We start from the raw sequence: 24,485 nt of genomic DNA, 5'->3' as shown, positions 1-24,485 counted from the left end.
TATGCGAGTAGTCATTGGTGCGGATAGCGACGGAATGGAATTAAAAGAATGGTTAAAAGATAAGCTCGTGCAAGAGGGATTTGAAGTAGAAGATAAAAGTATTCAACCAGCAGAAGATTTTATTGCATCTACATTAGCTATCACAACAGATTTAAAAGAACACCCGGAAAGTCTAGGGATCGCTATTGATGGTTATGGTGCAGGGAGCTTTATGGTCGCAACAAAAATAAAAGGAATCGTGGCAGCTGAAGTGTCGGATGAAAGAAGTGCTTATATGACTAGAGATCATAATGATGCCCGAATGATTACCTTAGGCGCAGCGATTGTTGGTAAAGAGCTTGCGTTAAATATCGTTAAGGGATTTTTGACCGCATCTTATAGTGGTGGTCGTCATCAGATTCGTGTAGATATGTTAAATGAAATGGGTTAAGAAAGGAGCAGATAATGAGAATAGCAATTGGATGTGACCACATCGTAACAGATACAAAAATAGCAGTTGCGGATTTTTTGAAATCAAAAGGGCATGAAGTAGTGGATGTAGGGACCTATGATTTTACCCGCACACATTACCCGATATATGGGAAAAAAATTGGAGAAGCAGTAGTTAAAAAAGAAGTTGATTTAGGCGTATGTTTATGTGGAACAGGTGTCGGGATTACCAATGCAGTCAATAAAGTACCTGGAGTAAGAGGTGCGTTGGTTCGTGATATGACCAGTGCCATCTATGCAAAAGAGCAACTAAATGCGAACGTCATTGGTTTTGGTGCCAGAATCACAGGAGAATTTTTGATTTGTGATGTCATCGAAGCCTTTATTCAGGCAGAATATCAAGAAACAGATAAAAACAAACAGTTGATCGAAAAAATCAACCAGTGTGAAAGCACAAATGCTTCGCAAGAGAAGCCGGAATTTTTTGCAAAATTTCTTAAAAAATGGGAAATGGGCGAATACGAAGACTAAAAAGGAGCGTGACATAGAAGCAATGGATGGAAAAATGAAACATTTAAAAAAACTCTGGAATAAAGAACAAATCTTTGCCGCTTTAGCAATTGATCAACGAGGTGCATTACGTAAAATGCTTACCAAAGCAAAAGGAGAAGAAGCAAGTGCTAAAGAGCTGGAAGAATTTAAGATGATCGTGTCTTCGCAACTAACAAAAGATGCGTCAGCGATTTTGTTAGACCCAGAGTATGGCTTGCCTGCAGCGAAAGCGAAAGCGCAAGAAGCTGGCTTACTTCTTGCCTATGAAAAAACGGGATATGATAGTACCGTTCCTGGAAGACTTCCTGATCTTTTACCTACTTGTTCAGTTAAGAATCTAAAAGAGGCAGGTGCAGATGCTTGTAAATTCTTACTTTATTATGATGTTGATGAAAGTGACGAAATCAATGAGCGAAAACAGGTATTTATCGAACGGATCGGCTCAGAATGTCAGGCAGAAAATTTACCATTCTTTTTAGAATTAGTTTCATATGATCAAAACATTTCTGATAGTCAATCAAAAGAATATGCGATGAAAAAACCTGGCAAAGTCATAAAAATGATGGAGAAGTTTTCTGAAGAGCGATTCAATGTCGATGTCTTGAAAGTGGAAGTTCCTGTCAACATGCAATATGTAGAAGGATATAGTCAAACAGATTTCGTACATACGAAAGAAGAAGCAGCGAAATTTTTCCAAGAACAAGCTGCTGCTACCCATTTGCCTTATATCTTTTTAAGTGCCGGTGTCGAAGCAGAATTATTTTATGAAACACTACGTTTTGCCAAGGCAGCAGGATCGACCTTCAATGGGGTTCTTTGTGGTCGGGCAACGTGGAGTGCTGGGGTAGAAACTTTTGTCAAACACGGAAAAGAAGCGGCAATGACGTGGATGAACGAAGAAGGAAGTAAAAAAATCCAACAACTCAACCAAGTGCTGCAAGAAACTGCAACACCAGTAGCGTTATAAAAAAGGCTATGAATACCATTTGTTCGGAGGGTAACAACGGGTATAAACGTAGCGGTAAGCTTTATAATAGGATGAACATTTTTTGAAACGCTTCTTCTATTTTTATAATGGAGAAAAATAGACAAGAATAAATAATCAAGAGATATAAAGATAGTGTAAAGAAACGATTTAAAGTTTCACACTATCTTTATATCTTTTTTTGTATGATCAAATCATAAAGGAGAGAGGAAAAATGATGATTATATTTGGTTTGATTAGTGCTTTATTAATGATTTATCTTTTCTGGTTTTTATTTAAGGGGGAAGAGTTATGAGTAGTATCATTTATCAAGGATTGTTTTTTTTATTTGTGTTACTAATTCTAGCGTTACCTCTTGGGTGGTATATTAAACAAATCATGCAAAATAACATACCTAAAGGCGTACGATTTTTGCAACCCGTTGAAAAACTATTTTATAAAATAATCGGACCAGTCAGTCAGAAAGAAATGACGGCGAAACGCTACATTTTTAGTGTATTGTCATTAAGCCTTTTTTCGCTCATTTTACTGATTGGTCTGTTAATGACACAAGAATGGTTGCCGGGAGGGAATACAGTTAAAAATCTTTCTTTCCCATTAGCCCTCAATACGGCAGTTAGCTTTGTAACGAATACTAATTGGCAAGCCTATGCTGGGGAAACTACCTTATCGAATTTTTCGCAAATGTTTGGCTTAACAGTTCAAAATTTTGTATCTGCAGGTGTTGGTTTAGCAGTTTTGATTGCCTTATTAAGAGGTTTGACTCAAGTGAAAAATAAACGGCTAGGGAATTTTTGGCAAGATTTAACCAGAGGTCTAGTCTATATCTTATTGCCGCTTTCCATCGTTTTAGCTATCTTATTGATCTCTCAAGGAACGATCCAAACGTTTCAATCAGGGCTAGCTTATCAAGGATTAGAAGGAAAAGATTTGTGGTTGTATCTAGGACCAGTAGCAAGCCAAGTAGCTATCAAGCAGTTAGGAACGAACGGTGGTGGTTTTTTTGGAGCAAATTCAGCTTATCCTTTTGAGAATCCAACGATTTTAGCGAATTTTTTGGAAAATATTGCCATTTTGCTTATTCCTGCTGCATTGATTTTTACACTAGGTTTTTGGGTAAAAGAATGGAAACAAGGGCGGACGATCTTGATCGTTGCAACCACTTTTGTTCTATTAGCGTTTATCGGGGTAACAGTTAGTGAATATTATGGACCAAACTTTATTCAAGTGTTAGGTTCGGCCAACATGGAAGGAAAAGAAGTTCGTTTCGGTGTAGGATGGTCAAGTTTATGGGCTGTCAGCACGACTGCTGCTTCTAATGGTTCGGTCAATGCGATGCTAGATAGTTTTACGCCATTAGGTGGAGCGATCCCACTCTTTTTGATGCAATTAGGAGAGATTATTTTTGGTGGGATTGGTAGTGGATTATACGGCATGCTTGCTTTTCTTTTGTTAGCCGTTTTTATTGCTGGTTTATTAGTTGGTCGTACGCCCGAATATTTAGGGAAAAAAATTGAAGCGTTTGACATCAAGATGGCTAGTTTAGTTATTTTGACTCCTTTAATGTTGACCCTCTTTGGAGCTATGGCCTTGATCAGCCACAGTGAAGTCTTCACTTGGTTAACTAATGAAGGACCTCATGGATTTAGTGAATTATTATATGGTGCAACTTCCTTAGCGAATAATAATGGGAGTTCATTTGGAGGTCTATTAGCAGATACGCCGTTTATTAACTATTTAGGCAGTTTCTTGATGCTGCTGTCCAGATATCTACCGATCGTTGCGATTTTATTCCTAGCAGAAAATATGGGGAATAAGAAAAAAGCAGCGTTGAGTCCAGGGACATTATCAACCGTCAGTCCAACGTTTGTTACGATGTTGATTATTGTCATTTTAGTGATCGGCGCCTTGAGTTTCTTACCAGCATTAGCCTTAGGACCAATTGCTGAGTATTTTACAGTAAAGTGAGTGAGAAAAATGAAAAAAATCTATTTATGGGCTGTGGGTCAATCGTTCAAGAAGTTGGACCCACGACAGCAATTAAGAAATCCAGTCATGTTTGTTGTCTATTTAGGCGCGATTTTGACAACCATTTTGTGTTTTTACCCGATGGATGTACCATTATGGTTTAGTCTTGCGATTACGGTTTTCTTATGGTTGACTCTATTATTTGCCAATTTTGCTGAAGCCGTTGCTGAAGGTCGTGGGAAGGCACAAGCGGATAGTTTGAAGCAAGCGAAGAAAGAAGTAATGACCTATAAGATCACCTGTTTAGAAGATGTGCAAGAAAAAAACTTTATTGAGATCCGTTCTTCTGATTTGAAAAAAGGCGATCTGGTTTATGTCCAGGCAGGTGAACAAATCCCAGCAGACGGGGACGTTATTGAAGGGGCTGCCTCCGTCGATGAAAGTGCCATTACTGGAGAATCAGCACCAGTCATTCGGGAATCCGGAGGGGATCGAAGCGCTGTGACAGGAGGAACGACAGTCGTCTCTGATTATTTAGTGATACGGGTCACTTCCGAAAACGGGCAATCATTTTTAGATAAAATGATTGCGATGGTGGAAGGCACCCAACGAAAAAAAACACCCAATGAAATCGGACTGCAAATCTTTTTGATCACTTTGACGATCATTTTCTTAACAGTTTCGATTACGCTGATCCCGTTTACTCACTTTAGTAGTCTGCTGGCAGGAAAAGGTGGCCCGCTTTCTTTAATCATTGTGATTGCGTTATTGATTTGTTTAGCACCCACGACAATTGGTGCGTTGATCTCTTCGATCGGTATTGCTGGTATGAGTCGATTGACAAAAGAAAATGTCATTGCCATGAGTGGTCGAGCAATCGAAGCGGCAGGAGACGTCGATGTCTTATTATTGGATAAAACTGGAACGATTACGCTGGGCAATCGACGTGCAAGTGAATTTTTACCAGTTCATCAAGTGAGTGAACGAGAACTGGCGGATGCTGCCCAACTTTCCTCTTTGGCAGATGAAACAGCGGAAGGCAGAAGCATTGTGATTTTAGCCAAAGAACGATTCAATCTACGGGAACGTGAATTTCAGCAATCTGAGGTGAAATTTATTGATTTTAGTGCCAAAACAAGAATGAGCGGGATCGATTATCGCGGGGACGAAATTCGTAAAGGTGCGGCTGACACTATGAAAAAATACGTGGAAGCAAATGGACATACCTATCCTGAAGAATGCGATCAATTAGTGGCTCAAATCGCACGTGCAGGGGGAACCCCATTAGTAGTTGTCAAAAATTACCAAGTTTTAGGTGTTGTTTATCTCAAAGACATTGTAAAAAATGGTGTGAAAGAAAAATTTGCAGATATGCGGAAAATGGGGATCAAAACGATCATGATCACAGGGGATAATCCTTTGACGGCTGCAGCGATTGCGGCAGAAGCGGGCGTTGATGATTTTTTGGCAGAAGCAACACCAGAAAACAAAATGGAATTAATCCGTGAGTACCAAGAAAAAGGTCACCTTGTAGCAATGACGGGTGATGGAACGAATGATGCTCCGGCATTAGCACAAGCTGATGTAGCGATGGCAATGAATACAGGAACCCAGGCTGCCAAAGAAGCAGGGAACATGATCGACTTAGATTCAAGTCCTACGAAACTCCTGCAAGTAGTTCAAATCGGCAAACAACTATTGATGACTCGTGGAGCGTTAACGACCTTTAGTATTGCCAATGATGTTGCTAAATATTTTGCGGTGATCCCAGTCTTGTTCTATAGCATCTATCCACAATTAGATCAATTGAACATCATGGGACTTAGTACGCCTTTAACAGCTATTTTATCTGCGGTCATTTATAACGCGGTGGTGATTGTGGCATTGATCCCATTAGCGTTGAAAGGTGTTGCTTACCAGGAAAAACCAGCTAGTCAAATCCTGCGACATAATCTACTTGTCTATGGATTAGGAGGTGTCATTGCACCATTTATTTTTATCAAACTGATTGATGTCATTTTATCATTCGTGATTTTGTAAAGGAGAAAAGTGATGCGAAAAACAGTTATGGGAAGTATTCGTTTTTTATTGTTAAGTTTACTTGTTTTCGGAGGGGGGTATACATTACTAGTTACCGGGGTCGGTCAACTATTTTTCAATGAACAAGCTAATGGCAGTCAAGTTACCAATGATGGGAAAGTCATAGGTTCGAAGTTGATTGGGCAACCTTTTGAATCAACTCGCTATTTTTCTGGACGGAATGAAAAAGTTAGCCAACTGTCACCGGTATCCAAGGAACAGGCTTCACGTGTGGAACAGAGAACGAAAAAACAGCTTCAAGAAAATCTAGATCAAAAAGAAGTTCCGGTGGATCTAGTGACTGCTTCGGCAAGTGGTGTAGACCCAGATATCAGTGTGGAAGCAGCCAATTTTCAAGTGCCAAAAATCGCTCAAGAGCGAGGTCTTAAAGAAGCGGATATCTATGCTATAATAGAAAAAAACAGCCATAAGGATTGGTTTTCAGATCGCAAATACGTTAATGTATTACAATTGAATCTTTCGTTAGATCAGATGTCTGATTCATAATCGGTTCTAGCCATTTTCTTGATTGGTTTTAGCCAATCGGAAAATGGCTCAGACTTACATAAAGGATAAGTTGGAGGGGGAAAGGATGTCGTTATCGAGTGTATCAGAAGATTTTATGCAAAGACAGCAAGGGAAGAAAGGTAAATTAAGAGTATTCTTTGGTTTTGCGGCTGGTGTCGGGAAAACGTATGCGATGCTCTTAGAAGCTAGAGAATTATTTGCCTTAGGTAAAGATGTCGTGATTGGCTATATTGAGCCTCATGATCGACCAGAAACGAATCAACTACTCGAAGGTATGCCTCAGATCCCACCTAAAGAAATCAATTACAAATCAATCACTTTATTTGAACCTGATATTGATCGCTTGATCAAGCGAAAGCCAGAAGTAGTTTTGATCGATGAATTAGCGCACACCAATGCGCATGGATCAAGAAATAAGAAACGTTACCAAGACGTGGCAGAGTTACTGAATGCTGGAATCAACGTTTTTACAACGATTAATGTGCAACATATCGAAAGTTTGAATGATGTTGTTGTTAATGTAACAGGTGTGGAAGTAAAAGAAACCGTGCCAGACACTTTCTTTCAACAAGCATCTTTGAAAGTGATCGATGTTGAGCCGGAAGAATTGATCTTACGGTTAGAAGAAGGAAAGATCTATACCAACGAAAATGCAAAACGAGCCTTAAAAAATTTTTTTACCCCACAAAAGTTGAATCATCTGAGAGGTTTAGCGATCCAAAGAGCTTCCGACCATATCAATCAAGTTAGTAGTCAAACCAATCGAATCCAAAGCAAGTTGTTGACTATTGTTAATGACGATTTTCCTAAAATGGCAGAAAAGTGTATTCGTTGGACTGCAAGATTAGCGCAGGGCTTAGGTGCGCAATGGGTCGTTATTCAGATTCGTTCACATGAAGACACGCCAACAAATTTACCTCTTGCCGACAAACTTGGTGGAGAAGTGATCAGTATGGAAGAAGAAGGAAGCTTTGAAACGATCGTTGAATACGCTAAAATGACTGGTATTACAGATATTATCATGGGAAAGAATCTACGACAACCATGGTATGAACGATTATTTTTAGAATCGTTTGAAAACCGATTGCTGAAGCGATTGAATGATACAGAGATCCATTTGATCCCATTTCAAGAAACTAGACCATCTTTTTTATTTCATACAAGAAAAATCATTGAAGGCGGCGGGAAAGATCTAGGGTATGCATTAGGTGCTGTTTTTTGTGCCACTTTAATTACTGAGTTGATGCAGTATTTGAACGTCGGTGATCAAAATCTGATGTTGATCTATCTCTTTTTTGTCTTATTAGTCGCTCGGATGACTTCCGGTTATTTTTGGAGCGCTTTAGCATCAATCCTTAGTGTACTATCGTTCAATTGGTTTTTTGTTGAGCCGCTTTATTCATTGACAGTCTATAAACAAGGCTATCCGTTCACTCTTTTGATCATGTTTTTAGTTGCTCTGATGATTAGTAACTTAATGGTGCGGTTAAAAAAACAAGCAGTTTATTCTATGGAAAAAGAGCATCAAATGGAAATTCTTTATGAATTGAATAAACAATATGTGTTGGCACAAGATCAACAACAAATTTTTGATATTACTGCGACGTATCTTTCACGTTTGTTAGATCGGGAAGTGGTTCTCTTTGATTCTGAAGGACAAGTGAAAAGTGTGCATCGTGTCGATCGGAAAAAATCAAGACTTAACATCAGTGAAGAAATTGCAGTAGCTGTTTGGACAGCAAAAAATCAACAGGAAGCAGGAAATGGAACCGATACCCTCGGAGGAGCAAAAGGATTCTATTTGCCGATCCTTACTAATGGAAAAGTCGTAGCTGTTTTAGGAATGGAACGAAGTCATTCCCACGACCTACAAAACGATCAACTAAACTATTTAAAGTTGCTCATTACACAACTGGCAACGATTCTGGAACAAAATCAATTGAAAAATGAGAAAGAGCAAATCGAACTTGAGAATGAACGAGAAAGAGTCCGCAGCAATTTGCTCCGAGCGGTCTCGCATGATTTGCGGACACCATTAACGGCAATTTCAGGGATTGCGGAGACGTTAAACAATGAAAAAAGTGTGTCGAAAGAAACCCAACAAAAATTATTGCAAGATATTCAAGATGAGTCCCAATGGTTGATTCGGATGGTGGAAAATTTATTATCGATTACACGGATCAATATGAATACAATGAAAGTGAATAAATCAGCGGAACCGATTGAAGAAATTATCGAAGCTGTGTATAGTCATTTGAAAAAAGTGTATCCAGATAGCCAATTAGATGTCGTATTACCAGAAAACATGCTATTCATCCAAGCAGATCCTATTTTAATTGAACAAGCTTTGTTCAATTTGATTGAGAATGCTTTGAGACACGGTGAAAAACAGCAACCTGTACGATTGACTGTGAGCCAAAATGGAGAAGAAACGAGGATTGAGATTAGAAATAAGGGTGAGATTCCTATCGAACAATTTCAAAAAATCCAAAATAATCTGACTCAACCAAATGAGGTGCCTGTTGATTCTAAAAACGGATTGGGAATTGGGTTAAGTATTGTCAACACGATCATTCGTGCTCATAACGGACAAATGGAGATGATTGCCGATAATGGGGAAACGATTGTCCGAATCTATTTAAAGTAAGGAGTTTTTTATGAATAAGATGATCTTATTGATTGAAGATGATCCCAATATTACCGACTTCATGGAAGTGGTTTTTGAGCGAGAACAATATAGATTAACGGTAGCAGCAAATGGGATGGAAGCTTTAACTGCTTTACAGGCAGAAACATTTGATGTCATTTTACTTGATCTAGGTTTACCGGATATTGATGGAATGGATCTCTTGAAAATATTGAGGAAACGGATGGATCTTCCGATCGTGGTGATCTCTGCACGAAAGGACGAAAATGAAAAAGTAGCCGCCCTTGATTTAGGAGCAGATGATTACGTCACCAAACCTTTCGGGACTAACGAACTTCTAGCTCGTATAAGAACAGCTTTACGTCATAAGAAAACCAAAGAAGAACAGACGTTGATCGTAGTAAATAATGCATTGAAAATCGATTTTGATAAGCAGTTGGTTTATAAAAATGACCAAGAAATCCATTTAACAAAAAATGAATATCGATTACTTAAATGTTTATTTGAGCAGATTGGTAAAGTAGTCACTTACCAAACATTAATGACCCAAGTATGGGGACCATACAGCGAAGATTCCCAAATTTTGCGAGTCAATATGTCAAATATCCGCAAAAAAATTGAAACAAATACGTTGAAGCCTGAATATATCATTACTGAAATTGGTGTTGGTTATCGTTTACGTGATTACCGCTCGTAAACATAAAGATGAAACAGTGAAGTCTGTTTAATAAGTATTAGATCCAAGAAAGATAGTTCAAAAAGGTCATGAAAGAAACAAATAGCTCCGAACAAACCAGAGCTTACTGTATCTTTCATGACCTTTTTATGGTGTTCATCGTATTACTTCTAGGGAATTAAACCTAGGTTATTCACTTACTCTTTTATAATTAGTCCTAACAATGTTGAGAATTTTAAGGCCTGGTAGGTTGAGACCTGGCAACCTTTTAATTCATTGATCGTAATGCCTAATGTTTCAAAATTAGAGGAGCTTAAATCAATGCCTTTTAAAGAGGTTTGCTGAAAATTCGCTTCGTTCAATTCACAATTGTCAAAAATGATTCCTTTGAAGTGACAATGATAAAGATCGGCGTTTTCCAATGAACAATGGCAAAATTGATTATTCTCCATTTTAGCATAGCCAAAAGCAGCTAGATTGATTAGACAATCTTTAAAAGTAACGTTTTTAATCGTTGATTCTTGAAAGGTTGTCCCAAGTAGTTTGCAATTGATAAATTCTACTCGGTGGATAGAGGCTTTTGTCATATTGACGTTGGAAAGATCACAATTTGTAAAGCGAACATCTACGAACTCGACCTGACTAAAATCGCTATTTGTAAATTGACAGTGATCAAATTCCATATTGTAAAAACGTGGACGATCGAAAAATGCTTCGATTGCTTCGTCATTGACTACTTTGCACATTTCAAGCATTGGTTCCTCTTCGGAATAGATTGTAGAAAAGGGCTTAAGTGGTAATGTGGGAGAAATTTTTGGAGGAACGATTTTCATAGATTCATCTACTTTCCTATATAAGATTTTTTCATATCAGTAACGGAATCATCGTTGTCTGCTTATTATAGCACAAATCATTTGATTGCATTTGGCGATTTTTTTGCGACAAAATGCGATAAATTGCAAAATATTGCAAAGTGTTGCAAACTGTAGTAAAGTGACTTAAGGGAGGCGGTTTCATGCTGAGGGAAATTCGTTTGAAAAAAATAATCAAAATCATGAAAGAAAAACAAAATGCTGCGATTGATGACTTAGCAGAACAGCTGGAAGTATCTAAAGACACGATCAGGCGTGATTTAATGAAGTTAGAAGAAAAAAATATAGTTCGCAGAACACACGGCGGAGCGATTTTATTAGAAAGAGAAGCAACTATTTTTGATTATGAGCAACGTTCAACTAAATTAAATGGAGTGAAACTTCAGTTAGGAAAAACCGCTGCAGCTATCATTAAAGACAATTCATCGGTTATTTTCGATTCCTCCACTACTGTAGAAAGTGTGATCAATCAAATAGGGATGAAACCTTTGACAGCTATCACTAATTCTTTGACTCATGCGATGCTGTTGGCAAAAAGGTCAGCAACTACGATTACGCTATTGCCGGGAAAATTGCACAAAACACAACTTTTTTTACATGGCGCAGATACTATTGAGAAATTAAAACAATACAGTGTAGACTATACATTTTTAGGTGTTTTTGCTTTATCTTCTGAGGGGATATTCATCCATACAGAAGAAGAAGGACTTGTCAAACGCCAAATGGTCAAACAGGCAAAAACGGTGGTTGCTTTAGCAGATCATACAAAAATGGATAAAACCGGTTTTTTTAAGGTTTGTGATTTAAAAGAGATTGATTTTCTAGTAACAGATCAACCTCCCAGCAAGCAGTTGCAACAAGCTTTGATAAATAATCAGGTGGAATGTCTTATATTAGATCAATAAAGGAGTAAGTATGGAAAAGAAAAATATAATTTTAGATGTGTTGACTGAGCCGAAAACATTTGCAGATGTCTCACCGGTTTTCTTAACAGATGAAACGATTGAGATGAGAAAAAAACGAATGATACAAAGGATGAGAGAAGAAGCGATTGACACACTAATCATTTATGCAGATCGTGAGCATGGTAGCAATTTTGAATATTTTACGGGATTTATTCCACGGTTTGAAGAAGGATTATTTGTTATGGAAAATAGTGGAAAAAGTACCTTGATTTTGGGAAATGAAAATCTGAAACTATGTAAACATGCACGAATCCAATCAGATTTGGTTCATTATCCACCTTTTTCATTGCCGAATCAACCAATGGATCACGAACAACCTTTAGAACAATTATTTACCTCGTTAGGGTTCGTTGAAAAGAAAAAAATCGGGGTAGTTGGTTGGAAAATGTTTACTACACGGAAGAAAGAAGCGACCAAGCTATTCGATGTTCCTCACTTTATTATTGAAGCAATCGAAAAAGCAAAAGGTGAAACGACTGAACTACTAAATGCTAGTTCGCTGTTGATCGGGGAAAAAGGAATACGGAGAACAAATAATGCCAATGAGATCGCTCATTATGAATTTGGTGCCAATCTAGCTTCTAGTTGCATGTTACAAGCACTAAACAAGATTGAAGTAGGTGTAAAAGAGTCTGAAATTGGAGCATTGTTAAATGGAAAAGGACAACCGAACACGGTAGTGACAATTGCTGCGACAGGGCAACGTTTCGAATATGCTAATCTTTACCCAACCGATAAAACAATTAAACTTGGGGATGCGTTGTCTTTAACTACTGGGTTTAAAGGTGGTCTATCTAGCAGAACCGGGTTTGTCATCGAACATGAAAAACAACTTCCATCAGAGCAAGCGGATTATTTAGAAAAAGTGGCTAAACCTTATTTTCAAGCAATTGTTCATTGGTTAGAAACAATCAAAGTGGGGATGAGAGGCGAAGAAGTTTATCAACTAGTTGAGACTGTTTTACCAAAAAAACAGTTCCATTGGCATTTAAATCCTGGTCACTTGACAGCAGATGAAGAGTGGTTAGCTTCACCTATTTATCAAGAGTCGCAAGAAATACTTGAAAATGGGATGATTTTTCAACTAGATATCATTCCTTCAGTTCCGGGTTATACAGGTGTTAGTGCGGAAGAATGTGTGGTATTAGCTGATGAGGCACTGCAAGGAAAAATCAAAGAAAAGTATCCAGAATTATGGCAACGCATTATGATTCGTCAAACGTATTTGAAAGAAGTGCTAAACATTGATTTAAGTAAAGACATTTTACCGCTTTCCAATACGGTTGCATACTTACGCCCTTTTTATTTAGCAAAGAATCAAGCATTTCGTGTACAAAGAATAAAATCCACATCTTGATGTACGAGTGAATGATAAGAGAAAATTCGTAGGAGTAACAGGAGCTGTATGGTTCGTTACTTCTACGAATTTCTTTGAGGTCTGCTAGCTTTTTTGAGAAAAATCCCTTATAGTGAAAGCCGAAAGACTAGATCATTTTTTGTACGTTGTTTCAAATGCGACGATGATCATGCATAAATCTTCATTCGTTTATTGGTTTTGGCCAAGCAGATAAATGTTAGGCTAGTCAATTATGAACGAGATGGAGCAGAAAAAAGGGGATATCAACTATGAACATCAAACAAGTGAGCGAAGCGAAAGGGATCTCGCCCGATACATTGCGTTATTATGAGAAAATTGGTCTCATTCCGCCTGTACATCGCACGAAAGGCGGAATCCGTGATTATACAGAAGAAGACCTCAACTGGGTAGATTTTACAATTTGTATGAGAAATGCTGGTTTATCCATTGAGTCGTTGATCGAATACAATAAATTGTGTAAGCAAGGAGACCAGACAATTGCTGCTAGGAAGCAATTATTGATGACAGAAAGACAGCATTTGATTCAAAAGATCGATGAGATGCAAGAGTGTTTAACACGATTACATAAGAAAATCGAGAATTACGATCGGTATTTATTAGAACAATAAGATATTAGTCCATGTTAGCCAACAGTTGGTTAAGAGAACTTTTATAGCCCAAATACAACAGTTCTGAAATTTTTACCAATGATGAAATAAAAAATTTTGATGAAAAAGAAGGCGTGTCGGAAGTGTCTAACTCTAAGAAATAAGCCGGATAATCCCAAATAGGAGGAACTATTTTGGGACTATCCGGCTTATTTTCGATGATAGAACTCACCATGAATATCAGATAGTGAGTGAAACTACATAGCATTTAACGCATCATCAAGATCAGCGATCAAATCTTCTACATCTTCGATCCCGCATGAAAGCCGAACTAAAGTTTCAGTGACACCCATCGCTAATCGATCCTTTTCAGGCATACTGGCATGAGACATCGCCCAAGGATAAGAAAGGATGGATTCCACACCTCCGAGACTGACAGCTACGATTGGTACACGACAGTGTGTGAATAAGGTTTCAATTTGCTTAACTGAATCTACTTCAAATGACAAAATAGCACCACAGTCTTCGCATTGTTTTTGATGGATCGAATGTCCAGCATGCTGTTCAAGACCAGGATAATAAACGTTTGTTACTTTCGGATGATTGACAAGAAAGTTAGCTAATTCACTAGCGTTTCGAACTGATTTTTCCATTCTTAACCCCAGCGTTTTAACGCCGCGCAATAGTAGCCAAGCATCTTCAGGACCTAAAATCCCGCCCAGTGCTTTTTGATGTTCCTTTAATTGCTGATACAGCTCCTCGTTATTTGTAGCGACCAAACCTGCAACAACGTCACTATGTCCATTGATAAACTTTGTTGCACTATGTATCACGATATCAACACCTAAATCTAAAGGATGTTGTGAAATGGGTGTCATAAATGTATTATCTGCAACTGTTAAGATCTGATACTCGTTAGCCAATTCAGTCACTTTCTTTATATCAGTGATTGTTAATAATGGATTGGAAGGAGTTTCAATGTAAAACATTTTTGTTTCTTTTTTAATCGCTTTTTGCCAAGAATCAATATCCGTTTCATCAACAAAAGTGCAATCGATCCCGAAACGAGCTAAGAAAAGATGGATGCTTTGGAAGGTTCCACCATAAATATTTTTACCTAGTACTAAATGATCTCCTTTGGATAAAAGGAACAGGACAGCGTTAATAGCAGCCATTCCTGATGAAAAGGCTAAACCGAACTGCGCGTTTTCTAATGAAGCAATACATTTTTCCGCCGCTTCGACAGTAGGGTTACCAAAACGAGTGTAACTAAAACCTGTGTGAGTGAAGACATTTTTTTGATGAAACGTGGAAGTTTGATATTTAGGTATCGACGATGCGCCTGTAACTGGGTCGATGACTGGGTAATCGTGTAGAATTTTTGTATTGATATTCATATGGGTTTCCTCCAAACCTACTTCATGTATCTCAAAAATAACACATTCATTTCCGTTATGTCAACGCTTTCTTGATAAAAAATTATCAATGGAATTAATTGCTTGCGTTAGATTTTAAATAACATTAGTTTTTATAATTTTATTTTAAATAAAAGAATTTTTGCGGTTTTTAAAAACTCTGAAAGTGGTTGACTGCCTTAAAAATATATGATAATTTTTTAGTGTAATTGTATTCTATGATAAAAAATTATTAAAGGAGGAAAAGAATGAGTAGCAACAAATTACCGTATGAAAAATATCGCGTGGCGGGAGATTTGATCTTTGTTTCTGGACAGTTACCAATCGATCCAACCACTGGTGAAATCGTTTCTGAAGAGATTAAAGCACAAGCGAACCAAATCATGATCAATATATCACAAGTGTTGGAGGAGCTAGACTTGACCATGAATCAAGTGGTTAAAACGACTTGTTTTCTAACTGATATGAATCATTTTGAAGCATTTAATCAAGTGTACGCAGAACACTTTGGTGAACGTTTCCCAGCACGATCAGCTTTTCAAGTCGTTGCCTTACCAAAAGATGCTTTAATAGAAATCGAATGGGTTTTATCTAAAGCATAAGAAAAGAGGAAGAAAGAATGAAAATAATAATCATTGGTGGAATTGCTGCAGGAATGAGCGCAGCGGCCAAAGCAAAGAGAGTCAATCCAGATGCAGAAATCATCGTGATTGAACAAGAGGATTATATCTCTTTCGGCGCTTGTGGGCTTCCTTATTATTTAGGTGAAGAATTTAATGATGAACAAGAGATGTTTGCTCGAACGCCTGAACAAATCGAACGTTTAGGAATTAAATTATTGTTGCGCCATCGAGTAGAATCAATCGAATTTGCCACTAAAACGTTAGCTGTAAAAAATTTAAGTACAAATGAAGTGAGTCATGAAACTTATGATCGTCTGATGCTGGCTGTCGGTGCAAAGCCGTTTGTTCCTAACATTGCTGGTATTGATTCCAGTGGTGTATATACGATTACAAAACTTAATGAAGTCAAACGACTACAGCAAGAATTATCAAATTATCAAAATATTGTCATCCTGGGTGGTGGATTTATTGGCATTGAAGTAGCTGATCAGTTAACGAAAGCAGGAAAAAATATTCATTTGATCGAGATGGCTCCTCACTTGATGAATCGTTCATTTGATCCGGAATTTTCTACTAAAATTAAAGAAGCTATTGAAGAAGAAAATGTAAGGGTTTCCTTGGAGGAGTCTGTTCTAGAGATCGAAAAAAATCATGAACAAGTGGTAGCTGTCAAAACGAATAGAGGAAGTTATCAGGCGGATGCGGTGATCGTTGCTGCTGGATTTGTTCCTAATACCAGCTTTTTGAATGATCAATTGGAATTGTTAGGAAATGGTGCAATTAAAATCGATACATATGGGAGAACGTCTCAAAAAGATGTATTTGCGGCAGGTGACTGTGCTTCGATTCCCCATCGAATCTTAGGGGATATTTACCTTCCTTTAGCGACTACAGCGAATAAAATGGGACGGATCGTTGGGATCAATCTTAGCGGTGTACAGATGCAGGAATATTCAGGGACATTAGGCAGCAGTGCGATCAAAGTAGGAGAGTATGAGGCAGCAGCGACTGGTATCACTGAAAAAATGGCAAGAGAAAAAGGATTAGATATCAAAACGACTTGTATTGAGACAATGAATCACTCGAATTATTATGGAACTCAAGAAAAAATCATGATCAAACTGGTTTATGACCGACAAACAAAAGTGTTGTATGGCGCCCAACTATTCGGGAAAAATGAAACAGTTCTTCGTGCGACTGGCTTAGCTGTTGCGATACACGCTCAAATAACGACTGAAGAATTAGGATTTGTTGATTTTGCTTATGCACCACCTTTTTCTTCTACGTGGGAAGCACTAAATGTTGTAGCAAATACTGCAAAATAAAGGGGATGAATAAATTGATCGATGCACCTTTTTTTACTCAATTTCTGAAAGTAAGTAATTATTATACTGCGGGAGGAATCGCTTTGCTGATTCTATCCCTCGGGGTAATGAAGTACCTCAAAGACAAACGGATTAATTTCTCAAAACGAATGATTTATGCTCTTATTCTTGGTTTGCTTTTAGGGGTTGTCATTGATTTGATTGGTTCCGATAGCGAAATTTATACCGAATTTGCTCGAACGGAAATCAATGCCTGGTATGCCTTAGTTGGTTCAGGATTCTTGAAGATGATCCAGTTGCTAGCTATTCCTGTCGTGTTCTTATCGATCATCAAAGTAGTGATTGATGTCAAAGGAGAACGGTTAAAATATTTGACGGGAAAAACTTTTGCAACATTACTAGGGACTACGGCTATCTCTGCGGCATTGGGGATTGCGGTTGTCAAACTCTATCGGCTTAACGGTGCAGAGTTTGCTGGAGACTTGGCAGCAGACAAAGCAGAAAGTATTAGTAATATTGCTTCGCAAAGTTTCCCGGAATTTTTCTTGAAACTGATACCTAACAATATAGTTAGTGTGATGGGGGATAATGGGAGTATTGTATCGGTTGTGATCATAGCGGCTATGTTTGCTGGAGCTATTCGCTTCTTACAAGTCAAAAAACCGGATCAAGTGGCACCTTTTGTTACGTTGTTGGACTCATTAAAAGTAACCGTCATTTCCGTTTTAACTAACGTGATCAAGTTGATGCCGTATGGGGTTGTTGCTTTAGTAAGTAATACAATTATTTCTAGAGGGATTCAAGCAATTATGGGAATGATCGGATTTATTGCAGCTCTATATACTGGCGTTCTTTTGATGTTGATCGTTTATGTCATTTTATTACTATTCATGGGTGTGAATCCAATTGTTTTTTACAAAAAAGCATTTACGACACTATTGTTTGCTTTTTCTTCCCGTTCAAGTGTAGGAACTTTACCTTATACTTTGAAAAATCTGGAAGAAGATCTAGGTGTGTCTCAAGAAACGGCAAATTTTGTTGCTACTTTAGGAACTTCGATTGGTATGAATGGATGTGCTGGTGTATTCCCTGCTATGCTTGGTGTTTTAATGGGATCAGCTGTTGGCGCAGAAATGGATCTATCCTTTTATTTCTTGGTGGTCGTTGTCGTTACGGTAGGATCCATCGGAATTGCTGGTGTACCTGGTACGGCGACCGTTGCTGCGACAGTTACTCTTAATGGCTTAGGGTTTGGACACACGATCACAAGTATTGGAGCGATATTTGGTATCGATCCGATTGTTGATATGGGACGTACCATGTTGAACGTCGCAGGCTCAATGGTTTCTGCGATTATGGTAGATAAGTGGGAAGGAACATTTGATAAACAAGCGTTTTTGGCACCATTGAATAAAAAAAATGAAGAAGAGTAATAGACAATGGGAAAAGTTATGTGTTCAATTAGTGATCAAATGATATCTAGGTAATGAGTTGATACCAACTCGCTGATTAGATCGTTTTTACTATAGCTTTCGCCTGTTTCAAAAGTGAAACAACCAAGAAATAAGACGGCACTCCTTAGTGAAGAGGAGTGCCGTCTTTAGTTTCAAAGCCCATCATGTCTGAGAAGCTGTTAAAAAAATGCTTGCTTATTGTCATTGGAGGTAACCGATGCTTTCGCAATCTCTTTACTTTTCTCCTTCAGCAATCTTCAGGTAACGATAAACGCTGGGATCTGATATGTTGAGAATCTTAGCCACTTGTGAAACAGCGCCTTTGATTTGGAAGATTCCTTTTTCATTTAATTGGCGAATGATTTTAATTTTCAACTCTTTATTTAAAGGAGTCTGTTTGTCCAAGAGATCGGAGGGGACGATAGAGTAGATAATCCCTTCAATGGTTTCTTCCAAGATCTCAACGGATTCGGGGAGGTGATTTGTATCAAACACTGCAAGTGGTTGTTTTTCTGTTGATAAGCCAGCTAATGCGAGTATCTCCTTTGAGAGTGACTGATATTTGCTGATATCTTGATTAATGCAAAGTAATCCGACTATCTTCTGCTGATCATTGCGTATAAAAAAAGTGGCACCTCTTAATTTTTTCCCGTTGATTGTTTGTGCATCATAGTTGACTAAATAATCTTGTTTAAGATATTTCTTTGAGCGCACCATTTCTAAAGCGAAACCAGTAACAGGAGAATGGATATCTCGTCCACTTATATGATTGTTTTCAATGGCAGCGATATGAAAATGACCTTCTTCCAGATGATGAAGAACCACTTCATAGTTTTCCCCTAAAGCTTGTCCGAGGAATTTGACCAGGGATATATATAGCGTTAATTGAGTGTTATTCATTTTCTCACCTTGATAATTTTTTGTTACTTTATAATACCATCTTTGTTTGCTGTTTACATTATAAAATAATCGTTATTTCATTTTATTTTTTATTGACAAATTTTTTGGGTGAAGTTATATTGTTTGTATAAATCGTAATCATTACTATTTGAGTTCGTGAACGGTTTATTTGATAAAAATAGACTTGAAAAAGGGAGAAAGCAATGGAAAAACAAGACTTAGCGAGTGCTTATCGTCGGCTAAAGAGCCCCAATATCAAAACGAAAAAAAGAGCGTTAAAAATCATTCATCAATACAAACGTAATAAAAATAAGTAAAAACTGCCATTTGCTAAAAACGTGTTTGTTTTGATTAGTGATCCTATCAGTAGATTCTTGTCTTAAAAATTTGAACTGGTATAATAGTTTTTAAACAAAAAAAGGTGTGTACTATATGATCCGTTATTCTATAGCAGCTAAAGAAGATTTACCTCGCATCGTGGAGATTTACAATCAATCGATTTTAACGAAACAATCAACTGCCGATGTAGCGCCCATAACGATGGAAGATAAAGTGGCTTGGTTTGAAGTCCATGATCCTAAGAAACGTCCGCTATGGATCATGCAAGAAGCAGGGGAAATCATTGGCTGGATCAGTTTGAGTGATTTTTATGGACGACCAGCATATGATCAAACGGTAGAAATCAGTATTTATATTGATGAGACCTATCAACATAGAGGCATTGGGCAGTATGCTATGGACTTTGTAGAAAAACAGCTCCCTGGCTTAGGTATTGAGACCGTGCTAGCCTTTATCTTCGATAGTAATCAAGCGAGTCAACGTTTATTTGAAAAAAATGGTTATTGTTTATGGGGGCTACTGCCTGAAGTTGCGCAAATCGATGAGAGATTGCTTGGGTTAGCTATTTGGGGAAAATCGTATCGCTAATCAAATAAGCTGTAGTTTCATGAATTTTTCTGAAACTACAGCTTATTTTTCATATTACTACACAAATGAAAAAATTTGTGTTACACTCTTTTTGTGAAACAGTTTGTAAAACTGTACTAATAAAAAAGCGTTTTTCGAGAGAATGTTTAATGAAAAGGGAGTAATATTGTAATGGATGATGAAATGAAACAAGGTTCTAGAGCTGTAGTAGAAAGTTTAGCGAATCACCAAGTCGAATATGTTTTTGGGATTCCAGGAGCAAAAATCGATGGGGTGTTTAATGAGTTAGAAGATCAAGGACCAGAATTAATCGTTACGAGACATGAACAAAATGCCGCTTTTATGGCTCAAGCAATTGGACGGATCACAGGCGAGCCAGGCGTCGTCATTGCTACTAGTGGTCCTGGAGCTAGTAATTTAGCAACTGGGCTAGTGACCGCTACGGCTGAAGGTGATCCGGTTCTTGCAATTGCAGGACAAGTCAAACGAAGCGATCTACTTAAATTAACTCATCAAAGCATGGACAATGCTGCTTTATTTCAGCCAATCACTAAATATAGTGCAGAAATTCAAGATCCAGAAACAATTTCAGAAGTGATTGCCAATGCTTATCGAATGGCTAAAAGTTCGAAAAAAGGAGCAAGCTTTATTAGTATCCCACAAGATGTGGTAGATGCGACTGTAAAAAATGAAGTCATCAAACCTCTAAAAGATCCACAATTAGGTTCTGCTTCTGCTGGCGATATCGATTATTTAGCGGAACGTATTCAAGAAGCGAAATTACCTGTTTTATTAATCGGGATGCGAGGTTCAAGTAAAAAAGAAACAGCAGCGATCCGTAGATTAGTAGCAAAAACAGGCTTGCCGGTGGTAGAAACTTTCCAAGCTGCTGGTGTGATTTCTAGAAAATTAGAAAACTATTTTTTTGGCAGAGTCGGTTTGTTTAGAAATCAACCAGGAGATATGTTATTGAAACGAAGTGATCTAGTGATTGCGATTGGGTATGATCCAATCGAATATGAAGCAAGAAACTGGAATGCTGAAAAAGATGCTCGAGTAATCGTTATTGATGAAACACCAGCTGAGATTGATTCTTACATGCAGCCAGAAAGAGAATTAATCGGGGATATCTCTGAAACATTGGATCTGTTGACGGATTCTTTAACACCGCATCAAGTGTCACGTGATGCGAAAGAATACTTAGCCTTTTTGCAAAATAAATTAACTGAGCGTGATATTGTGCCAACAAAAGACCGCGAAGGAATTTTACATCCTCTAGAAGTCATTAATACACTCCAAAATAAAGTGACAGATGAGATGACTGTTACTGTAGATGTAGGTAGTCACTACATTTGGATGGCACGTCATTTTAGAAGTTATGAAGCAAGACATCTATTATTTAGCAATGGGATGCAGACACTAGGCGTTGCTTTGCCATGGGCAATCTCCGCTGCATTAGTACGTCCTAAGACACAAATCATTTCGGTATCTGGTGATGGTGGTTTCTTATTTTCTGCTCAAGATCTAGAAACAGCTGTTCGTAAAAATTTGAAGATCATTCATTTGATTTGGAACGATGGTCGTTACAATATGGTAGAATTTCAAGAAATCATGAAATATCAACGAGCTTCCGGTGTGGATTTTGGCCCGGTTGATTTTGTAAAATATGCGGAAGCTTTTGGTGCTAAGGGGCTTCGTGTGACCTCTGTCGCTGAGTTGGAACAAGCAATAGAAGAAGGATTTAAAACGCAAGGTCCAGTTATCATCGATATTCCAATCGATTACCGTGACAATGAAAAACTTGGTGAAACGATTTTACCAGATCAATTCTATTAAGGAGATGCTAAGATGAGTGAAAGAATACTTTTTCAACATGGAACACTAGGAGCATTGATGGCAGGACTAATGGATGGTACTGAGACGATTGAACAGATACTCAAACACGGGACTTTAGGTTTGGGAACGCTACATGGATTAGATGGGGAAGTCATCTTCCTAGATGGTGAAGCTTATCAAGGACGTTCCGATGGAGTAGTTGTTAAGCTGACAGGAAAAGAAACCACTCCTTATGCAGCAATCACCCCATTCATTACAGATGAACGTTTTGAAGTCAAAAATCAAACAAAAGGCGAAGAATTAAAACAATCAATTTTAGCCAGTCAAGCAGGAAACAACTTATTCTTAGCGATAAAAATTACTGGGCTTTTTAAAACAGTCCACACACGTATTATGCCAAAACAAGAAAAGCCTTACCGAAGATTAGCAAAAATATCAGAGTCTCAACCTGAATTTCATGAAACAAATAGTCAAGGAACGTTAGTTGGATTTTATACGCCAGAACTGTTTCAAGGAGTAGCAGCTGCTGGATTTCATTTGCACTATATCGATGAAGCTAAACAATTCGGAGGGCATGTCATTGATTTTGAGCTAACAAAAGGCACTGTCGAAATCAGTAAAATCGAAACACTTGTTCAACATTTTCCCAGCGATGATCCAACGTTTATTGGAACGACAATAGATTATGCAAACTTGGAACAAGAGATCCAGCAAGCAGAATAATTTTCTAATGAGTCCGTGCTAAAAATTAATAATGAAAGTATTTTATATTTGAAGGATGTTCTTTTCCCGTCTTTCTGTCTAGTAAGGTCAGTTTTTTCTCAATGACTAGTCAGCAAATCATTTCTAAGCTATAATTTTTTCATAGAAGGAGTGGTTGAGATGTTGTGGACAGAAAAGCAAAAAGAAGATGCCTATCAAATTTTATTATTACAGCAAAAAGGATTATTAGAGGCAGAAGATCATTGGCTAGCAAATTTAGCGAATTCTTCTGCTCTGTTGAACGAGACATTACCAGAAACAGTTTTTGCAGGTTATTACCTATATAATGGCGAAGAATTGATTTTGGGTCCATTTCAAGGTCGTGTTTCTTGTACTAGGATCACAATGGGAAAAGGGGTTTGTGGTGAGTCAGCACAAACAAAAACTACATTGATCGTTGATGACGTTAAGAAACATGAAAACTATATTTCTTGTGATTCTGCAGCTCAATCTGAAATCGTTGTGCCCATGATCAAAGAAGGACATCTGATTGGCGTTCTAGATATTGATTGTGGTGTAACAGGCGGATACGATCATATTGATCAAGAATATCTTGAGAAATACGTAGAAATGCTTATTGATATCGTGCCTTTAGATGTTATTTCTTAAAAAATTCAATAACTTTAACAAGTGAAATCAAAAGAACGCTCGAAATAGTCGTTCTTTTGATTTTTTTCTAAAATTATAATGGTTTTTGGTTTTCATAATCTAATTTTAATGTTATTATCATTTTATAAAATGTTAGAACGATTAAAGGTGGATGAGATATGAATAACGTAGAAATCATTTTGGGACAAAAATATGCGTGTAAGCCAATCGGTTTAAAGCATGTAGTAGTAGGTGAAGTCATTAATAAATTAGAAAATTGTATCGTGTTATGTGTGGAAAAATACCAAGAAAGTGATCATGAAGAAATATTAGAAAAATGTGGGAAAGTGGTTGCGAAATATACGGATGTATATGATTTAACTACTATAGAAGCCATTTTTGAAACTTCTTCAAAAATTTATGAACCAGCGCTTGTCTCATAAATAAAAAATAGTTTAAAAGAGAAAGAGGAATAGCTTTCTCTTTTTTTTGTTATTCAAACTTTTATGCTTTACAAGTCTCACTAAAACATTTATATTATTGATAAGTCAATAATTGACAAGTCAACGGAAGGAGGATGGAGATGGATTTAAGAAAACTCAGTCAGTTACTCTATAAAATCAAAATTATCAGTCAAGAAGGATCAGCTTTGTTCGAGAAAGAAACTGGATTCAGTTTGACGAGATATGAAATGCTGATGTTTTTATGGGAAAAAGGCAAATGCTTACAAAATCAAATTCAAACAGATCTGAAAATAGACAATGCAGCTATCTCTAGACATTTGAAGATATTGGAAGAAAAAGGCTATGTTTCACGAAAACGCAATCCAGCGAATAATCGTGAAGTATTTGTTCTACTGACGGATACAGCCAAACGAGAACTGGCTAAGTGTGAAAATAATCATCAACAGTCCGCTGACTCTTTGTGCATTTCGTTGACCGATGAAGAAATCACCGAACTAACAAAATTATTGAATAAACTTTATTAAC

General features: G+C 37.5%; 24 protein-coding genes. 21 read left to right on the top strand and 3 right to left on the bottom strand.

Features of this window, described 5'->3' with window-relative positions; genetic code table 11:
* Position 1: 1 nt before the first annotated feature.
* The 8 genes from lacA to IGJ32_RS08590 all read left to right on the top strand — a co-directional run bounded on the left by lacA (position 2) and on the right by IGJ32_RS08590 (position 9,885).
* Complete coding sequence (gene lacA / locus IGJ32_RS08625) at positions 2-430, top strand: galactose-6-phosphate isomerase subunit LacA (RefSeq protein WP_010718450.1); 429 nt, start codon at positions 2-4, stop codon at positions 428-430.
* A gap of 14 nt (positions 431-444) precedes the next feature.
* Positions 445-960: a galactose-6-phosphate isomerase subunit LacB gene (lacB, locus tag IGJ32_RS08620; protein WP_063627351.1), complete on the top strand. Its 516-nt coding sequence runs from the start codon at positions 445-447 to the stop codon at positions 958-960.
* 34 nt (positions 961-994) lie between these two features.
* Positions 995-1,948: a tagatose-bisphosphate aldolase gene (gene lacD / locus IGJ32_RS08615; RefSeq protein WP_232088589.1), complete on the top strand. Its 954-nt coding sequence runs from the start codon at positions 995-997 to the stop codon at positions 1,946-1,948.
* Between the two features lie 309 nt (positions 1,949-2,257).
* Positions 2,258-3,934 (top strand): potassium-transporting ATPase subunit KdpA, encoded by a 1,677-nt coding sequence (gene kdpA, locus IGJ32_RS08610; RefSeq protein WP_096708909.1) that lies wholly within the window; start codon positions 2,258-2,260, stop codon positions 3,932-3,934.
* Between the two features lie 9 nt (positions 3,935-3,943).
* Complete coding sequence (kdpB, locus tag IGJ32_RS08605; protein ID WP_143351483.1) at positions 3,944-5,974, top strand: potassium-transporting ATPase subunit KdpB; 2,031 nt, start codon at positions 3,944-3,946, stop codon at positions 5,972-5,974.
* Between the two features lie 12 nt (positions 5,975-5,986).
* Positions 5,987-6,520 carry a potassium-transporting ATPase subunit C gene (locus tag IGJ32_RS08600; RefSeq protein WP_342081814.1) on the top strand — a complete coding sequence of 178 codons (534 nt, stop codon included), beginning with the start codon at positions 5,987-5,989 and terminating at the stop codon, positions 6,518-6,520.
* 85 nt (positions 6,521-6,605) lie between these two features.
* Positions 6,606-9,188 (top strand): sensor histidine kinase, encoded by a 2,583-nt coding sequence (locus IGJ32_RS08595; RefSeq protein ID WP_274456562.1) that lies wholly within the window; start codon positions 6,606-6,608, stop codon positions 9,186-9,188.
* 10 nt (positions 9,189-9,198) lie between these two features.
* On the top strand, positions 9,199-9,885 hold the full coding sequence (locus IGJ32_RS08590; protein WP_010718443.1) for a response regulator transcription factor: 687 nt from the start codon (positions 9,199-9,201) through the stop codon (positions 9,883-9,885).
* A gap of 176 nt (positions 9,886-10,061) precedes the next feature.
* Here the strand turns inward: IGJ32_RS08590 and IGJ32_RS08585 are convergent, their stop codons facing one another.
* The gene (locus IGJ32_RS08585; protein WP_342081813.1) at positions 10,062-10,619 is read right to left on the bottom strand and encodes a pentapeptide repeat-containing protein; all 558 of its coding nucleotides are present in this window, start codon (positions 10,617-10,619) and stop codon (positions 10,062-10,064) included.
* Between the two features lie 260 nt (positions 10,620-10,879).
* On the opposite strand from IGJ32_RS08585, the gene IGJ32_RS08580 reads away from it, so the two are divergent.
* The 3 genes from IGJ32_RS08580 (at position 10,880) to IGJ32_RS08570 (ending at position 13,687) form a co-directional block, all read left to right on the top strand.
* Positions 10,880-11,641, top strand: coding sequence for a DeoR/GlpR family DNA-binding transcription regulator (locus IGJ32_RS08580; protein WP_034700802.1), 762 nt, complete (start codon positions 10,880-10,882; stop codon positions 11,639-11,641).
* A 10-nt stretch (positions 11,642-11,651) separates the two neighbouring features.
* A complete protein-coding gene (locus IGJ32_RS08575; RefSeq protein ID WP_342081812.1) occupies positions 11,652-13,058 on the top strand; it encodes a M24 family metallopeptidase in 1,407 nt (468 codons plus the stop codon).
* Between the two features lie 269 nt (positions 13,059-13,327).
* On the top strand, positions 13,328-13,687 hold the full coding sequence (locus IGJ32_RS08570) for a MerR family transcriptional regulator (protein ID WP_010718439.1): 360 nt from the start codon (positions 13,328-13,330) through the stop codon (positions 13,685-13,687).
* Positions 13,688-13,923: 236 nt separating this feature from the next.
* Here IGJ32_RS08570 and IGJ32_RS08565 read toward each other — a convergent pair whose 3' ends face one another.
* Positions 13,924-15,063 (bottom strand): trans-sulfuration enzyme family protein, encoded by a 1,140-nt coding sequence (locus IGJ32_RS08565; protein WP_034700797.1) that lies wholly within the window; start codon positions 15,061-15,063, stop codon positions 13,924-13,926.
* Positions 15,064-15,329: 266 nt separating this feature from the next.
* Between IGJ32_RS08565 and IGJ32_RS08560 the strand changes: the two genes are divergently transcribed.
* Genes IGJ32_RS08560 through IGJ32_RS08550 form a run of 3 tightly spaced genes read left to right on the top strand, consistent with a single transcriptional unit; the run spans position 15,330 to position 18,462 of the window.
* Positions 15,330-15,683: a Rid family detoxifying hydrolase gene (locus IGJ32_RS08560; RefSeq protein WP_010737901.1), complete on the top strand. Its 354-nt coding sequence runs from the start codon at positions 15,330-15,332 to the stop codon at positions 15,681-15,683.
* A gap of 17 nt (positions 15,684-15,700) precedes the next feature.
* Entirely contained in the window at positions 15,701-17,029 is a 1,329-nt protein-coding gene (locus tag IGJ32_RS08555; RefSeq protein ID WP_342081811.1) for a CoA-disulfide reductase, read from the top strand.
* Between the two features lie 14 nt (positions 17,030-17,043).
* The gene (locus IGJ32_RS08550) at positions 17,044-18,462 is read left to right on the top strand and encodes a cation:dicarboxylate symporter family transporter (protein ID WP_034700793.1); all 1,419 of its coding nucleotides are present in this window, start codon (positions 17,044-17,046) and stop codon (positions 18,460-18,462) included.
* A gap of 255 nt (positions 18,463-18,717) precedes the next feature.
* Here the strand turns inward: IGJ32_RS08550 and IGJ32_RS08545 are convergent, their stop codons facing one another.
* Positions 18,718-19,383 (bottom strand): helix-turn-helix transcriptional regulator, encoded by a 666-nt coding sequence (locus IGJ32_RS08545; RefSeq protein ID WP_010737898.1) that lies wholly within the window; start codon positions 19,381-19,383, stop codon positions 18,718-18,720.
* 203 nt (positions 19,384-19,586) lie between these two features.
* Here IGJ32_RS08545 and IGJ32_RS08540 point away from each other — a divergent pair, with 203 nt between their 5' ends.
* The 7 genes from IGJ32_RS08540 to IGJ32_RS08510 all read left to right on the top strand — a co-directional run bounded on the left by IGJ32_RS08540 (position 19,587) and on the right by IGJ32_RS08510 (position 24,484).
* Entirely contained in the window at positions 19,587-19,700 is a 114-nt protein-coding gene (locus tag IGJ32_RS08540; protein ID WP_010718433.1) for a putative metal homeostasis protein, read from the top strand.
* Between the two features lie 115 nt (positions 19,701-19,815).
* Positions 19,816-20,310: a GNAT family N-acetyltransferase gene (locus IGJ32_RS08535; protein ID WP_342081810.1), complete on the top strand. Its 495-nt coding sequence runs from the start codon at positions 19,816-19,818 to the stop codon at positions 20,308-20,310.
* 171 nt (positions 20,311-20,481) lie between these two features.
* Positions 20,482-22,146 (top strand): acetolactate synthase AlsS, encoded by a 1,665-nt coding sequence (gene alsS, locus IGJ32_RS08530; protein WP_034866860.1) that lies wholly within the window; start codon positions 20,482-20,484, stop codon positions 22,144-22,146.
* A gap of 12 nt (positions 22,147-22,158) precedes the next feature.
* Positions 22,159-22,869: an acetolactate decarboxylase gene (budA, locus tag IGJ32_RS08525; protein WP_178305827.1), complete on the top strand. Its 711-nt coding sequence runs from the start codon at positions 22,159-22,161 to the stop codon at positions 22,867-22,869.
* 162 nt (positions 22,870-23,031) lie between these two features.
* Entirely contained in the window at positions 23,032-23,517 is a 486-nt protein-coding gene (locus IGJ32_RS08520) for a GAF domain-containing protein (RefSeq protein ID WP_025480112.1), read from the top strand.
* 158 nt (positions 23,518-23,675) lie between these two features.
* The gene (locus IGJ32_RS08515; RefSeq protein ID WP_342081809.1) at positions 23,676-23,939 is read left to right on the top strand and encodes a hypothetical protein; all 264 of its coding nucleotides are present in this window, start codon (positions 23,676-23,678) and stop codon (positions 23,937-23,939) included.
* A 140-nt stretch (positions 23,940-24,079) separates the two neighbouring features.
* Positions 24,080-24,484: a MarR family winged helix-turn-helix transcriptional regulator gene (locus IGJ32_RS08510; protein WP_010737892.1), complete on the top strand. Its 405-nt coding sequence runs from the start codon at positions 24,080-24,082 to the stop codon at positions 24,482-24,484.
* The last annotated feature ends 1 nt before the right edge of the window (position 24,485 follow it).

The organism is Enterococcus sp. DIV1639a, assembly GCF_050530445.1.
GTDB classification, from domain to species: Bacteria; Bacillota; Bacilli; order Lactobacillales; family Enterococcaceae; genus Enterococcus_B; species Enterococcus_B hirae.
Note: the sequence above shows the minus strand (reverse complement) of the source record. Positions and strands in the feature narration are given on the sequence as shown.

Excerpts from the sequence above, each read along its gene's own strand:
- kdpB (WP_143351483.1), top strand. The coding sequence starts at position 3,944 with ATGAAAAAAATCTATTTATGGGCTGTGGGTCAATCGTTCAAGAAGTTG.
- IGJ32_RS08585 (WP_342081813.1), bottom strand. The coding sequence starts at position 10,619 with ATGCTTGAAATGTGCAAAGTAGTCAATGACGAAGCAATCGAAGCATTT.
- IGJ32_RS08560 (WP_010737901.1), top strand. The coding sequence starts at position 15,330 with ATGAGTAGCAACAAATTACCGTATGAAAAATATCGCGTGGCGGGAGAT.
- IGJ32_RS08595 (WP_274456562.1), top strand. The coding sequence starts at position 6,606 with ATGTCGTTATCGAGTGTATCAGAAGATTTTATGCAAAGACAGCAAGGG.
- lacB (WP_063627351.1), top strand. The coding sequence starts at position 445 with ATGAGAATAGCAATTGGATGTGACCACATCGTAACAGATACAAAAATA.
- budA (WP_178305827.1), top strand. The coding sequence starts at position 22,159 with ATGAGTGAAAGAATACTTTTTCAACATGGAACACTAGGAGCATTGATG.
- IGJ32_RS08510 (WP_010737892.1), top strand. The coding sequence starts at position 24,080 with ATGGATTTAAGAAAACTCAGTCAGTTACTCTATAAAATCAAAATTATC.
- IGJ32_RS08535 (WP_342081810.1), top strand. The coding sequence starts at position 19,816 with ATGATCCGTTATTCTATAGCAGCTAAAGAAGATTTACCTCGCATCGTG.
- IGJ32_RS08590 (WP_010718443.1), top strand. The coding sequence starts at position 9,199 with ATGAATAAGATGATCTTATTGATTGAAGATGATCCCAATATTACCGAC.
- lacD (WP_232088589.1), top strand. The coding sequence starts at position 995 with ATGAAACATTTAAAAAAACTCTGGAATAAAGAACAAATCTTTGCCGCT.
- IGJ32_RS08575 (WP_342081812.1), top strand. The coding sequence starts at position 11,652 with ATGGAAAAGAAAAATATAATTTTAGATGTGTTGACTGAGCCGAAAACA.
- IGJ32_RS08565 (WP_034700797.1), bottom strand. The coding sequence starts at position 15,063 with ATGAATATCAATACAAAAATTCTACACGATTACCCAGTCATCGACCCA.
- kdpA (WP_096708909.1), top strand. The coding sequence starts at position 2,258 with ATGAGTAGTATCATTTATCAAGGATTGTTTTTTTTATTTGTGTTACTA.
- alsS (WP_034866860.1), top strand. The coding sequence starts at position 20,482 with ATGGATGATGAAATGAAACAAGGTTCTAGAGCTGTAGTAGAAAGTTTA.
- IGJ32_RS08600 (WP_342081814.1), top strand. The coding sequence starts at position 5,987 with ATGCGAAAAACAGTTATGGGAAGTATTCGTTTTTTATTGTTAAGTTTA.
- IGJ32_RS08570 (WP_010718439.1), top strand. The coding sequence starts at position 13,328 with ATGAACATCAAACAAGTGAGCGAAGCGAAAGGGATCTCGCCCGATACA.
- IGJ32_RS08555 (WP_342081811.1), top strand. The coding sequence starts at position 15,701 with ATGAAAATAATAATCATTGGTGGAATTGCTGCAGGAATGAGCGCAGCG.
- IGJ32_RS08515 (WP_342081809.1), top strand. The coding sequence starts at position 23,676 with ATGAATAACGTAGAAATCATTTTGGGACAAAAATATGCGTGTAAGCCA.
- IGJ32_RS08580 (WP_034700802.1), top strand. The coding sequence starts at position 10,880 with ATGCTGAGGGAAATTCGTTTGAAAAAAATAATCAAAATCATGAAAGAA.
- IGJ32_RS08540 (WP_010718433.1), top strand. The coding sequence starts at position 19,587 with ATGGAAAAACAAGACTTAGCGAGTGCTTATCGTCGGCTAAAGAGCCCC.
- lacA (WP_010718450.1), top strand. The coding sequence starts at position 2 with ATGCGAGTAGTCATTGGTGCGGATAGCGACGGAATGGAATTAAAAGAA.
- IGJ32_RS08545 (WP_010737898.1), bottom strand. The coding sequence starts at position 19,383 with ATGAATAACACTCAATTAACGCTATATATATCCCTGGTCAAATTCCTC.